Genomic DNA, 12246 nt, shown 5'->3' with positions numbered 1-12246 from the left:
CGGAATCTATGAGTAGGACTTAGTGATGAAGGTACGTAGCGCGATTGCGCGCACTCTGGGCGCCGCCATGGCCGCAGGCACCTTGGCATGGCTCGCGATGGTGGGCGCCCCCTATCCCGCTGGCGGAGAGACCGCCGCCGTCGAGGCTGTTGCCGACGAGGCCCCGGGCTATGCCATCGAGGACTTCAACTACCCGCAGGCCGACAAGATCCTTTCCGAGCAGGGGATCACCCTCAAGCGTGGTGACGGCCACATCGTCCTCGCCGAGTGCGGCAGCGAGGCCGGTCTGCTTCAGGTGCTGGCCCGTAGTCAGAGCAAACCGATCTGCTTCCGTTTCACGGGCAACTCCGGCTGGCTGACCCTGGAGATCCCCTCCGTCCATGGAATCAGGGGCAATGACTACACCACCGAGGTCAACATGACCGTCGAGGGCGAGGAGAAGTCCTTCGACGTCAACAAGAACGCCTGGACCCAGGTCGGCGAGGCTGCAGATCCCGAGGGTCGCGAGCACATGCTCGTAGAAATCAGGTCCTCCAAGTAGACGGCTGCTTAGAAACAGTTGTTCGCTACGCTGCCGCTCGGTGGTGACTGACGGCAGACCTATAACAAGGAACCAAGGTCATGCATCACGCCAGCCCTTTCCGTCTCTCCGCGCTGGCCGCGGCGGCCCTGCTCTCCGGGCCCCTCGCGTTGAGCGCCACACCTGCCCATGCCGTCACCGGCACTCCTGCCGTGGGCGACGCCTATGCGTTCACTGCGCGGTTGGAGATAGGCGACGGCGAGGGCAACATGCGCGGCTGCTCCGGCGTCCTTGTCGATGCCCAGTGGGTGCTGACCGCTGCCTCCTGCTTCACTGGCGGACTCACGGAGCTCGCGCCCGGCAGGCCTGTTGAGAAGACGGTGGCCACGATCGGCCGCGCCGATCTTACTGGCACTGGCGGCCACGTCGCCGAGATTGTCGACCTCGTGCCCCGCGCGGGCCGTGATCTGGTCATGGCACGCCTCGCAACCCCTGCCACCGGTATCACCCCGGTCGCAATGGCGGTTGCCTCACCTGCGGTTGGCGACACCCTGACGGTCGCCGGTTACGGCCGCACCAAGACCGAGTGGGCTCCCACCAAGCTGCACACGGGTTCATTCACGATCAATTCGGTCACCGAGACCGACGTGAACATCGTCGGCAAGACCGCCAGCGACGCTATCTGCAAGGGCGACACCGGCGGTCCACTTCTGCGGGACAACAACGGTACGCCCGAGCTCGTCGCCGTCAGCAGCCGTTCGTGGCAGGGCGGCTGCTTCGGCCAGGACGCGGCCGAGACCCGTACCGACGCGATCGCTACTCGTACCAGCATCACACTCGGCTCCCGCCTGAATGCAGGCCAGAGCCTGCAGGCTGGCGACATGCTCACCTCCGCCACCAACCGTCTGACGATGCAGGCGGACGGCGACCTGGTCATCGCCTCCAGGGCCGGTAAAGTCCTGTGGTCCACGGGCACGGGCGGCAATCCGGGCGCTACCGCCCGCCTTGACGCGAGCGGCAACCTGGTCGTGCGCAACGCGGCCGACACCGCGACCCTGTGGGAGTCCAAGACGACCGCCGCCGGCGGCCAGGCGGTCCTGACCGACCGCGGCAACCTGGTCGTCTACAACACCCAGAACCAGTCGCTGTGGTCCAGCAACACCGTCGTCCGCAACGACATCAACGGCGACGGACGCAGTGACATCGGCGCCTGGTACGACTTCACCGCCGGCTCGGACGCCACGTACACCTTCTTCGGCCAGGGCGACAACGGCGCGCTCAGCGCACCGTTCAAGTCCTACGCCGCCCCCGTGGGCGAATGGGACGCCAGGTACATGAAGTTCGTCTCCGGCGACTTCAACGGCGACGGCCGCAGCGACATGGCCATGCTGCGCGGCTACAGCGACGCCAGCGTGAAGGCCTTCGTCGCCCTCGGCAAGACCGACGGCGGCTTCGCCACCCCCGTCCAGGCCTGGAGCTCCCCCGCGGGCGGCCCCTTCCACTACAGCTACATGACCCCGCAGGCCGGCGACTTCAACGGCGACGGCCGTGACGACATGGCCGTCTGGTACGCCGGAGCCGACGGCACCACCAAGCTGCACACCTTCACCACCAAGACCAACGGCACCTTCAACACCCCCGTCGCCTCCTGGTCCGCCCCCAAGGGCACCTGGCTGCGCACCGCTACGAAGTTCGTCACCGGCGACTTCAACGGCGACGGCCGCGAGGAGCTGGGCGTGTACTACGACCAGGGCGGCAACGGGATGAAGACCTACGTCTTCACCACCCAGCCGGGCGGCACCTTCGCCAGTCCCACGCCGTGGTGGGAGACCACGCTCAAGTGGGACCAGGCCGTCCCGCAGGCCGGTGACTTCAACGGCGACGGCCACGACGACACCCTGATCTGGTACGACTACGCCGACGGCAGCGACAAGACCAGCACCATGCTGTTCGAGAAAGTCGACGGCCAGAACAGGTTCGGCTCCGCCAAGCTCACCCTCAACAGCTCCGGCGGTTTCGACGTCAAACGCCTGCAACTGGCGACCGGCGACTACAACGGCGACGGCCGCGACGACCTCGCCATCATGAACCACCAGAGCGACAACGCCGTCAAGATGTGGACCTGGACCGCCCGGCCCGACGCCCTCTTCAACGGCGGCCAGGCCGGCTGGGCATCCAACCCCGGCGCCTGGGTCTACACCTCCACCAAGCTCGTCAACACCTACCACACCGGCAACTAGCCACCCCTACATCGAACCGCGGGGGCCTGGTCACACACAACGACCAGGCCCCCGGGGCCGCGCTCCTGCAACCGGCCACTCTTAACCTCCATCAACTGACCAACTGAAGTGGGCGGCCTGCACCTTGTGTGCATCACCGCCACCCCTGCCAGGCGGATCCGGATCGCCGGCCACCGCACCCGAGAGAAGACGAGGGAAGCATCGTCATGTCCAAGTCCCGCCCGGCCATCGACCGCCGCGGCCTCATACGACTGGCCGCCAAAGGGACCGTGGCCGGTATCGCCGTCACCGCCGGCGGTACGTTCACGGGGACTGCAACGGCAACGGGCGCGGTCGCCACGCCGGTGGCCCAGCCCGATCCGCTCCGCGGCAGCCGCGGTCCCTGGCGCTCAGCGTGCCGCGTGGTGTGAACGGTGACGCCCCGCTGCCGCCCCTGCCCGACCAGACCGGCGGCGGACGCATCTCACGGCCGGGCAGGCGTATCCCCTACGCGCAGGGCGCGCCCTCGTCACGCGTGGCGCCCGGCGACGTCCCCACCACGCTCCCCTTCTCGTTCAACCAGTACGGATACCGGCCGGTTACCGACCTCCCCGAGTATCTGAGGCCCTGGCGGGATCGGCCCACGCGATGGGAGAACATCACTCCCCACACGGACAAGCTGTTCCTCGACGCCGAGGGGGTCATCCAGGTACGCGAGGGCGCGGGCATGCCGGGCTACGACCAGCCGGTGACGCAGATCCAGTTCGCACTCGGCTGCATCACCAGCTACCGCACCGAGACCGACGCCACCCGCAGGGCACTCTTCCTCACCCGTGCCAAGGCACAGGCCAAGCGGCTGATCGACCGCCGGGTCGAGGCGCGCGGCGCGTGGTACTTCCCCTACCCGTTCGACTACACCCACTCGACACACTCCGGCGTCAGCTACAAAGCACCCTGGTACTCGGGCATGGCCCAGGGCGAGGCGATCAGCCTGTTCATCCAGCTCTCCCAACTCGAGGCCGTCACCGACGTAGAGCGGAGCCTGTACCGGCAGGCCGCCGACGCCGCCTTCGCCTCCCTGCTGCGCGGAGACGACGGCACGCCGTGGGTGGTCCACAAGAACGCGACCGGATACCTGTGGATCCAGGAGTACCCCGGCGCGCAGCCCGCGTTCGGGGACTACACGTACAACGGCATGATCTTCGCCTTGTTCGGACTGTGGGACTACTACGCGGCCACCGGCCACGAGCTTGCCCTGGCACTGTACGACGGCGGGGCCACCACCATGGCGCGCTACTTTCCGCTCCTACGGAACGTCCGCTGGCACTCCTACTACTGCCAGACCCACCGGATACCGACCCCCAGCTACCACCAGCACCACATCAACCTCTTCCGCCAACTGCACTGGCAGACCGGCAGTCCCGACTTCGCCTACCACACCGACGTCCTCACCGACGACTTCCCCTCCCCCTACCTGGACGACGGCTCGACCGTCGCCTTCGCCGCCGGTACCCACACCCTGTACCGGCTGGACACCAAGGCCGACGGCGGGTGGGACGCGAGCAAGCGTGACGCCCAACTGGAGACGAAGAAGGTCACCTTCACCCGGGCGACACAGGCCCCCGCCGACATGCGCCGCCGCATCCAGGACCGCGGCATCTACTACCGCATCAGCGCCGGTGCCTACACCGGCTGGTGGGTCGGCGAGACCTGGCCGACCGCCTTCCTCCGCGGCCAGTACCTGACCACCACCTACCTCCCCCACCGCACCATCACCTTCCCCGGCGGCAACCGGGAGGTCGACGTGTACCGCTTCACCGAGGACGGCGACGACGCGTCCATCCGCACCGTCTCCTTCACCAATCCCTCCAACGCGCCCACCGACCGCCGCGCCATCGTCAACGGGCGACCCATGTACCAGATCACCGCCGGCGCCCTCACCGGCTACTGGGCCGCGGCGACCGGTGTCACCATCAACGGCGGGACTCCTGTGCAGCCTTGAGACGCCTACCGTGCGCAGCCCCGTCCGTGGAGGGCCGGCTCCCTCGGGCCACCGCCGCTCCGGCCCTCTTCGCGGCTCTCCAGGTTCCACCCCGCTCGTCAGGGTCGGCCGACAGCCTGCGCAGCGAAGCATGAGCACCCCTGTTGTCCCCTGGGCACGGGGGATGGTTCAACCCGACGGGAGGCAGCAACACGGTGGGCGTTCGCGGAGCATGCGCAGCCGCGACTCGGGACCGAGCGGGACCGGCGCAGCGCTTGCGCCGCGCCGGGCCGTCGTGGGCCGTGGTGAGCCGGTATCCGCTCGGATCAGTCGGCTCCACCGTTTTGATCGGGTTGATCGAGCCATTCGTAGGGTTGGGTCGCCCAGGGGTGCTGGGTGTGCCTGTCAGTCGGCTGCCGCCTCGTGGCTTCCTCCGCTTCACCGCCCGGCACCCCCATGACGACTCGGCCGCCGATCAGGAAGTGCGAACAAGTCGCTGAGTAGAGCAGTGCCGGCGAGGTCGTCCGTGGTACGAAGAACACGAACACGCACGTCAGGAGCGCGATGAGCCGGATGTGGGCGGGGATCGACAGCGGCAAGGGCCACCATCACGGCCTCGCGTTGGACGGGGACGGCAAGACGCTGTTGTCGCGTCGGGTCGCCAACGACGCGCCCGAGCTGCTGAAACCGATGAGTGACGTCCTGGCTCTGGCCGACGGCCGTGAGGTCACCTGGGCCATCGACATGACCGGCGGCGAGCCCGCACTGCTGCTGGCCCTGCTGATCAACCACGATCAGGAAGGCCTTTACATCCCTGGCCGTCTGGTCAACCGGGCGTCCGACGGCTACCGCGGCGAGGGCAAGACCGACGCCCGCGACGCCTACGTGATCGCCGACCAGGCCAGGATGCGCCGCGACCTGCGGCCCACCCGCCCCGGCGACGAAGCGGTCTGCTCCAGTTAGTACTCGTCGGTCTCGAGGTCGAGAGTGAGTCCGGTGTGTGTTGCGAGCCCGGCGGCCTGTTCCTCCGCCACCCGGTGGGTGTCACGGAGGTGGTCGGGGTGCGTGATGGGCAAGACCTCCGAACAGGGTCCGCTCGCCGAGGTGGGTCACGTCCCACCGGTCATCGGTGGTCTGTCGTCTCCTTCGGTCGTGCGTGGCGTCCCCGGCCCGCGGGGTGGACCGGGACCGCCGGTCAGGGCCGGGGCACCGGATCCGGAAGTGAGTCGGTGGACCCGTAGCCCCTGGACGGGCCCGGGGTGGACCTCTCGCAAGGCCGGGGCCTGGCGGTGCTTTAACCGAGCAGGCTCCGACGCACCGCCTCCCCGTGGTACCGGACGAGTTCGCCGCGGTCGCCGGGCTGCCGGGCTGCCGGGCTGCCGGGCTGCTGAGCGGCTGGGCGGCGGCACCGTCCACGACACGGTTGGCGGGCTCCTGGCCCCGGGCGGACCTGGCGGCCCGGATGCCGGACCGCGGAGTGGCCGATGAGGACCTGAGCCGGCTGGTCGACGGCGTGACGGGCAGTCGCGACGACGACCCGGCGGGCCAGGTGGACGGCGACTGTCTGCTCACCCTGTACGCCGAGTCGTACGGACGGACGGGACCGGTCGTCGCTGCGGGGCTCTCAGCGCGCGCCCACCGGGTTGCCGTCCTGGAGGGCCACCGCGGCTGGCGGGGCCCAGTCGGCCGGTGCCCGCCAGTCACGCCACTGCTCCCACCAGCACGCGCCGCGTTCCACGAGGTCCACGACGGAGGCGGCCGCCGCACGCACGGCGTCCGCCTCTTCGGCGTCGAAGCCGCCCGTGCGCACCCGCTCCTCGAAGTGCTCGACGTCCTTCCACCGGTACGGGGAGCCGTCGCCGGGGATGACCAGATCCAACTCGTGGTCCAGCGTGTCGAATCCCCGTTCCGTACGGACCAGGGGCGCCTGGAAGTTGACGTACCACTCCGACAGGGTGCCGTCCGCCCAGCGGCCCCACACGGAGTAGCCGTCCCCCGCGCGCTGCAACTGGAGGACGCCACTGGACTGCCACACGTGCTCGAACTCGGTCCAGGGGTGCAGCCCCCAGCGGAAGTCGCCGCCCCCGAAGGCGAGCGGCGTGCCCTGCGCCAGGTACACGGCGAGCGCCCGCTCGTCGTCGCTCGCGACCCGCACCGGGTACACCAGCCATTCGCGGCCGTCCAGGATCTCGCGCCGGACGATGACCTCACCCCTGCGGAACCGTGACCTCATGACCGCCAACCCTATTACTCCAGTACTCCGGCAGGATTTCGGTGTCTGAACCGGGCTTTCGCCGGGGGCGGGAGTTCAGCGGTAGGCCGGCCGTTCGGGGGCCGTCTCACGGCTACCGCCCCTTGATCGTGCGACAGTCGCAGGCAGTGACGGCGACGGGGCAACCTCGCAGGGTGATCACTTCGCGTGCTCTTGTCGGGTCCGTCCCTGTCGTGCCCCCTTCGTGTCCCCGCCGGGTCCGTCCCTCTCGTGCCCGGCGTCCCCCGGGTGCGCAGGGACGGCAGTGGCCCGCGCACCCTCCCGCCGTCTCCGCACGGCCGGGGCCGGTAGGGTCGCCGGGTGACGACGAAGACGGACACGGCAAGCGCGACGAGCACGAAAGCCGCGGCAGGCACGGCGGGTGCCGCGGGCGATCGGCTGCTGTACGGCTGCATGGGGCTCGGCGGGACATGGGACACCGAGCCGTACGGCCCCGGCGACATAGCCGCCGCCGAGGCGGCGGTCGAGGCGGCGCTGGACATCGGCATCACCAGGTTCGACCACGCCGACATCTACCGGCACGGCAAGGCGGAGGCCGTCTTCGGCGAGGTCCTGGCCCGTGCCCCGGGGCTGCGGGAGCGGATCGTCGTCCAGACCAAGTGCGGTATCCGGCTCGCGGACGGGGACCGCCCGGGGATCTACGACCTGCGCGGGCGGACCGTCGTGCGGCGGGTCGAGGAGAGCCTGGCGCGGCTGCGCACGGATGTGATCGACGTGCTGCTGCTGCACCGGCCGGACCCGCTGGCCGACCCCGACGACCTCGCCGAGGCGCTGACCGCGCTCCACCGGCAGGGTCTGGTGCGGCGGTTCGGGGTGTCCAACATGGCGGCGGCGCAGATCGCTCCCCTGCAGGCCCGGCTGGACGTGCCGCTCGTCGCGAACCAGCTGGAGATGAGCCTGCAACGGCGCGACTGGCTGGAGGCCGGGGTGGTCGTGAACACCCCCGCGGCCGCCTCGAACGGCTTCCCCTTCGGCACCCTCGAGTACTGCCGGGACAACGGCATCGAGCTCCAGGCCTGGGGCGCACTGGCGCAGGGCCGTTTCACCGGGCGGCAGGAGACGCCGGAGGAGCAGGCCGCGGCCCGGCTCGTCGCGTCCCTCGCCGAGCGGAAGGGCGTGACGCCGGAGACGGTGCTGCTGTGGTGGTTGCGGCGCCACCCCGCGCGGATCTCCCCGGTGATCGGCACCGCCAGCCCAGAGCGCATCCGCGCCTGCGGGCAGGCCGCACGACGGGAGCCGGACCTCGACCACGAGGAGTGGTACGCGCTCTGGCTGGCGGCCCGCGGCGTGCCGCTTCCCTGAGCGGTTCCGCCGCAGTCATATCCGCAGTCATGTACGCAGTCACATACGCAGTCATGTACCCGTCGGGGGACATGGCGTTCGGCGGGCTGCGGCCGGCGGCCGGCGGCCGGCGGGGGAGCGGATGGCCCCCGCCGGCGCCTGTGGTTCAGGAGGCCTGGGCCCTGTCGTACAGCGCCTTCGCCTCATTGCCGAAGTACGGGCCGAACATCCGGTTCGGCAGGAAGACGTAGCCGAAGCTGTTCACCGAGACCTGTAGGCCGGTGCCCGCCGTCTCGTCGAAGCCGGTGAACCAGGGGCCGCCGCTGGAGCCGCCGGTCATGTTGCAGCCGAGGCTGTGGTCCTGGGTGAACAGCCAGTCCTTGGAGCTGTTCCCGCTGCAGTAGATCAGCTTCGAGCCGTCGTACGGGGACACGGCCGGGAAGCCGAAGGCGTACATCTGCTTGTTGTAGCCGCCGTTGAACTGGATGCCCTGGGCCCCGGTGACGGCGGTCAGCTTCTGGCCGTTCAGCGGGGCGAGCACGGCCGCGCCGATGTCCTGGTTGATGTCCTCGGTGGCCTCCCACTGCGGGGTGGTCAGCGTCTTGGTGGCGGTCCACTGGCCGTACGGGGCCTGGCCGTTGTCGTACGCGGGCACGAAGACGACGTTGGTGTGCCAGCTGCCCTGGTACTTGACGCAGTGCCCGGCCGTCATGACGGTGCTGCCGTTCTGGCTGGTCACGGCGTTCGCCGAACATGACGAGTTGCGGCCCTGGAAGGTGAAGAAGAGACGGCCGGAGGTCTTCACGACCTCGCCTCCGCCGTTCCAGGGGCCGCCCGCCTGGGGGAAGGCGGTCGGGGCGACGGTCGTGGTCACGGCCCCCGGCTCGGGGGCCTTGAGGGTCTTCAGCGCGTCCACGCCGAGGCGGAGGTCGAGCGGGGCCGCGGCGCGCATCCGCTCGGCGGTCCAGAAGGTGCGGGCCTTCAACTGCTCGGCGGCCGTGGCCTGGTGGGCCGCGGGTCCGGGGGCGGGTGCGGGTGCGGGGGACGGGTCCGGTGCGGCGGCGTGGGCGGCGGTCGTGGCCGTCAGGCCGCCCGTGAGCAGAGCACCGACTGCTAACAGGATCGCTGCGGCTGTGCGATGGCGTCTCACGCATGTCTCCTTCTGCCGGGGCAGGTGGGGGATGAGAGCGGTGCGGATCGACGTTCGTGAGGAAGGTTGCCATGGCGCGGCGGAATTGTCAGGAGCGCGTCAGGAACATCGTGACTGCCGTGACTGCCGTGACTGACGGGGTCGTTGACGGTGGCGGGGCCGCGGGTGCTCAGGGGAGCGGTGGGGGCCGGTGGGGCTGCCCGTGCCATCGGGGGCCGGCGGAGCCCCGGGATCGGTGAGTCCTCTCCTGCCGGCGGGGCGGGAGGGAGCGGAAGGGGTGGGGGGAGCGGAAGGGGCGGAAGGGGTGCCGGGCTCAGTGCCGGGTGAGCGGTTTGGCGAAGCAGCGGCTGTTCTCGTGCGCGCGGTAGTGGCCGAACTTGGCGCACGGCTCGTAGCCGCTGGAGGCGTACAGGGCGATGGCCTCGGGCTGGGCGGTGCCGGTCTCCAGGACCATGCGGGTGCGCCCGGCCGTGCGGGCGTCCTCCTCCAGTGCCGCCAGGACGCGCCGTGCCAGGCCGAGGCCGCGTGCCTCGGGGACGACGTAGATCCGCTTGATCTCGGCGTCGCCGTTCGCGTAACCCTCGGCGTTCTCGTCCTGGGTGCGCCATCCGCCGGTGGCGACCGGGCGGCCCAGCCCGTCGTAGGCCAGCAGGTAGAGTCCGCGCGGCGGCGCGAACATCAGCGGGTCCAGGGGCGTGACATCGCCCTCGTCGCCGTAGCGCGCGGCGTACTCCAGCTGCACCTGGTCGTTCAGTTTGACGGCGTCGGGGTGGTCGAAGCGCATCCGCTGGATGTTCATGCGGAACATCGTACATGTATGCATTGCCGGTCTTCCGGCTATTGTTCCTGGGTGCTCACTGTGACCAGCGTGAATGTGAACGGGCTGCGGGCCGCCGCCAAGAAGGGCTTCGTCGAGTGGCTGGCCGGGACCTCCGCCGACGTGGTGTGCCTCCAGGAGGTGCGGGCCGAGGCCCACCAGCTTCCCGACGAGGTGCGCAGCCCCGAGGGCTGGCACGCCGTGCACGTCCCGGCCGCCGCCAAGGGCCGCGCCGGTGTCTCCGTCCTCACCAGGCGAGAGCCGGACGCGGTGCGGACCGGGTTCGGCAGCGCGGAGTTCGACGGCAGCGGACGCTATGTCGAGGTCGACCTGCCCGCCGTCACGGTCGCCAGCCTCTACCTCCCCTCGGGCGAGGTCGGCACCGAGCGCCAGGACGAGAAGTACCGCTTCATGGACGCGTTCCTGCCGTATCTGAGGGCCCTGCGGGAGCGCGCGGAGGCGGACGGCCGTGACGTGCTGGTGTGCGGCGACTGGAACATCGCCCACCAGGAGGCCGACCTGAGGAACTGGCGCGGCAACAGGAAGAACGCCGGTTTCCTGCCCGAGGAGCGGGAGTGGCTGGGCCGGGTGTACGGCGACGGTGAGACCGGGGCGGGGTACGTGGACGTCGTCCGTGCCATGCATCCCGGGCAGGAGGGCCCGTACTCCTGGTGGTCCTACCGGGGCCGCGCCTTCGACAACGACACCGGCTGGCGCATCGATCTGCTGGTGGCGACCCCGCGGCTGGCGGAACGGTGTGCCAAGGCGTATGTGGAGCGGGCCGCGAGTCATGCGGAGCGGTGGAGCGACCATGCGCCGGTGACGGCCGTCTTCGAGCCGTAGCCTCGGATCCCTGACTCCGGGCCCTGACTGCGTACTGCGGGCTCCGGGCACCGGACTGCGGACTGCGGACTGCGGACTCAGGGCCACGGACCGGACCCTTGACTCCGTGTCCCGTACCGGACTCCGTACCGGACACTTGGCTCAGGGCCACGGACCGGACCCTCGGCTCCCGGACCCCGGACCGGACTCCGGACCCCCTGGCTCCGGACGCCCGCGCCGGGCCTCGGTCCAGGTCCCGGTTCAGGCCGTGACTCGGGCCCCGGTCCAGGGCCGGTCGGTGGGTCGCCGCCCCGGGCCGTGCGCCCCGGGGTGCGGCCGCGTCCCGCCGTTGCTGCCGCGGGGCGGAAGGGCCCGACGCCGCCCCGTGGCGCGCCTGCCCTGCCGGGCCCGCCGGTCACCCTCCGCGCGGCGGTGGTCCAGGCCGTCGGGGGCGCGTCTGATGCCGCTGCCGTCACCCTCCGCGGAGGCGGCGGTCCATCGCCATCGAGAGCTCCGCGTCCACCACGCTCTTCGCCAGTGGGCGCAGGCGCTCCAGGTCCCCCTCTGCGGTGTGGGAGCACAGCAGTCCGACGAAGAGGGACGCCAGTGCCTCCGCGTGGCCGCGCACCTCGCGCCCCGCCGCGAGGACCGCCGAGAGCGGGACGCCCTCCTTCACCAGTGCGGACGAGACGTCGAGCAGCCGGCGGCTGATGTGGACGATCTCGTCGCCGTCGGTGGCCAGATAGCCGAGGTCGAGCGCCGCCGTGAGGTTCTCCGCGGTGGTCTCGCCCCCGAAGTAGTCGGCCAGCGCCTCCGGGGTGAGCCGGACCGGGGTCTCCTCGCTGGGCTCCCCGAGGCCCAGTACCTCGCCGACGTCGCGGCCGCTGTCGAACGCGGCCGCCAGGTCGGCGATGCCGCTGAGGGTGTGGCCGCGCTCGAGCAGTGCCGCGATGGTCCGCAGCCGGGCCAGGTGGTGGTCGTCGTACCAGGCGATCCGGCCCTCCCTGCGTGGCGGGGGGATGAGTCCCCGCTCGCGGTAGAAGCGCAGGGTGCGCACCGTGATTCCGGCCTGCTCGGCCAGCTCCCCCATGCGGTACCCGCGGGTCTCGCGATCCGTGCGCTGCTCGTCCGTCACGCGCGCAAGCCTATGTCGTACCGCCGGTAACTTGTTCGTTCCACCCCTA

At 70.5% G+C, this 12246-nt stretch carries 10 protein-coding genes and 1 pseudogene; 7 read left to right on the top strand and 4 right to left on the bottom strand.

Features of this window, described 5'->3' with window-relative positions; all coding sequences use genetic code 11:
- The first annotated feature begins 25 nt into the window (after nucleotides 1–25).
- From DDQ41_RS11870 to DDQ41_RS11855, 5 genes and pseudogenes are all read left to right on the top strand, one after another.
- Complete coding sequence (locus tag DDQ41_RS11870; protein WP_174720281.1) at nucleotides 26–541, top strand: hypothetical protein; 516 nt, start codon at nucleotides 26–28, stop codon at nucleotides 539–541.
- A gap of 80 nt (nucleotides 542–621) precedes the next feature.
- Complete coding sequence (locus DDQ41_RS11865; protein ID WP_109294473.1) at nucleotides 622–2760, top strand: FG-GAP-like repeat-containing protein; 2139 nt, start codon at nucleotides 622–624, stop codon at nucleotides 2758–2760.
- A 206-nt stretch (nucleotides 2761–2966) separates the two neighbouring features.
- The gene (locus DDQ41_RS32375; RefSeq protein ID WP_262508432.1) at nucleotides 2967–3170 is read left to right on the top strand and encodes a hypothetical protein; all 204 of its coding nucleotides are present in this window, start codon (nucleotides 2967–2969) and stop codon (nucleotides 3168–3170) included.
- The gene (locus tag DDQ41_RS11860) at nucleotides 3167–4741 is read left to right on the top strand and encodes a D-glucuronyl C5-epimerase family protein (protein WP_262508431.1); all 1575 of its coding nucleotides are present in this window, start codon (nucleotides 3167–3169) and stop codon (nucleotides 4739–4741) included. Before DDQ41_RS32375 ends, DDQ41_RS11860 begins: the two co-directional genes overlap by 4 nt.
- A gap of 543 nt (nucleotides 4742–5284) precedes the next feature.
- Nucleotides 5285–5668: pseudogene (locus DDQ41_RS11855) on the top strand (IS110 family transposase); the annotation flags it as partial.
- A 676-nt stretch (nucleotides 5669–6344) separates the two neighbouring features.
- On the opposite strand, the gene DDQ41_RS11850 reads toward DDQ41_RS11855, so the two are convergent.
- On the bottom strand, nucleotides 6345–6953 hold the full coding sequence (locus DDQ41_RS11850; RefSeq protein WP_109294472.1) for a DUF402 domain-containing protein: 609 nt from the start codon (nucleotides 6951–6953) through the stop codon (nucleotides 6345–6347).
- A gap of 420 nt (nucleotides 6954–7373) precedes the next feature.
- Here DDQ41_RS11850 and DDQ41_RS11845 point away from each other — a divergent pair, with 420 nt between their 5' ends.
- The gene (locus tag DDQ41_RS11845) at nucleotides 7374–8294 is read left to right on the top strand and encodes an aldo/keto reductase (RefSeq protein WP_316684172.1); all 921 of its coding nucleotides are present in this window, start codon (nucleotides 7374–7376) and stop codon (nucleotides 8292–8294) included.
- Nucleotides 8295–8439: 145 nt separating this feature from the next.
- Here DDQ41_RS11845 and DDQ41_RS11840 read toward each other — a convergent pair whose 3' ends face one another.
- A complete protein-coding gene (locus DDQ41_RS11840) occupies nucleotides 8440–9423 on the bottom strand; it encodes a trypsin-like serine peptidase (protein ID WP_109294471.1) in 984 nt (327 codons plus the stop codon).
- A 313-nt stretch (nucleotides 9424–9736) separates the two neighbouring features.
- Entirely contained in the window at nucleotides 9737–10222 is a 486-nt protein-coding gene (locus DDQ41_RS11835) for a GNAT family N-acetyltransferase (protein ID WP_109297686.1), read from the bottom strand.
- A 51-nt stretch (nucleotides 10223–10273) separates the two neighbouring features.
- Here DDQ41_RS11835 and DDQ41_RS11830 point away from each other — a divergent pair, with 51 nt between their 5' ends.
- Nucleotides 10274–11083: an exodeoxyribonuclease III gene (locus DDQ41_RS11830; RefSeq protein WP_109294470.1), complete on the top strand. Its 810-nt coding sequence runs from the start codon at nucleotides 10274–10276 to the stop codon at nucleotides 11081–11083.
- 451 nt (nucleotides 11084–11534) lie between these two features.
- Here the strand turns inward: DDQ41_RS11830 and DDQ41_RS11825 are convergent, their stop codons facing one another.
- The gene (locus tag DDQ41_RS11825) at nucleotides 11535–12152 is read right to left on the bottom strand and encodes a MerR family transcriptional regulator (RefSeq protein WP_109297685.1); all 618 of its coding nucleotides are present in this window, start codon (nucleotides 12150–12152) and stop codon (nucleotides 11535–11537) included.
- Nucleotides 12153–12246 lie beyond the last annotated feature (94 nt).

Source organism: Streptomyces spongiicola, from assembly GCF_003122365.1.
Taxonomy (GTDB): Bacteria; Actinomycetota; Actinomycetes; order Streptomycetales; family Streptomycetaceae; genus Streptomyces; species Streptomyces spongiicola.
The sequence above is the reverse complement of the archived record's forward strand: the minus strand, read 5'-3'. Positions and strand labels throughout refer to the sequence as shown.

Bases quoted from the DNA above. Each gene is read 5' to 3' on its own strand.
- DDQ41_RS11870 (WP_174720281.1), top strand. From the start codon at position 26: ATGAAGGTACGTAGCGCGATTGCGCGCACTCTGGGCGCCGCCATGGCC.
- DDQ41_RS11865 (WP_109294473.1), top strand. From the start codon at position 622: ATGCATCACGCCAGCCCTTTCCGTCTCTCCGCGCTGGCCGCGGCGGCC.
- DDQ41_RS32375 (WP_262508432.1), top strand. From the start codon at position 2,967: ATGTCCAAGTCCCGCCCGGCCATCGACCGCCGCGGCCTCATACGACTG.
- DDQ41_RS11850 (WP_109294472.1), bottom strand. From the start codon at position 6,953: ATGAGGTCACGGTTCCGCAGGGGTGAGGTCATCGTCCGGCGCGAGATC.
- DDQ41_RS11835 (WP_109297686.1), bottom strand. From the start codon at position 10,222: ATGAACATCCAGCGGATGCGCTTCGACCACCCCGACGCCGTCAAACTG.
- DDQ41_RS11825 (WP_109297685.1), bottom strand. From the start codon at position 12,152: ATGGGGGAGCTGGCCGAGCAGGCCGGAATCACGGTGCGCACCCTGCGC.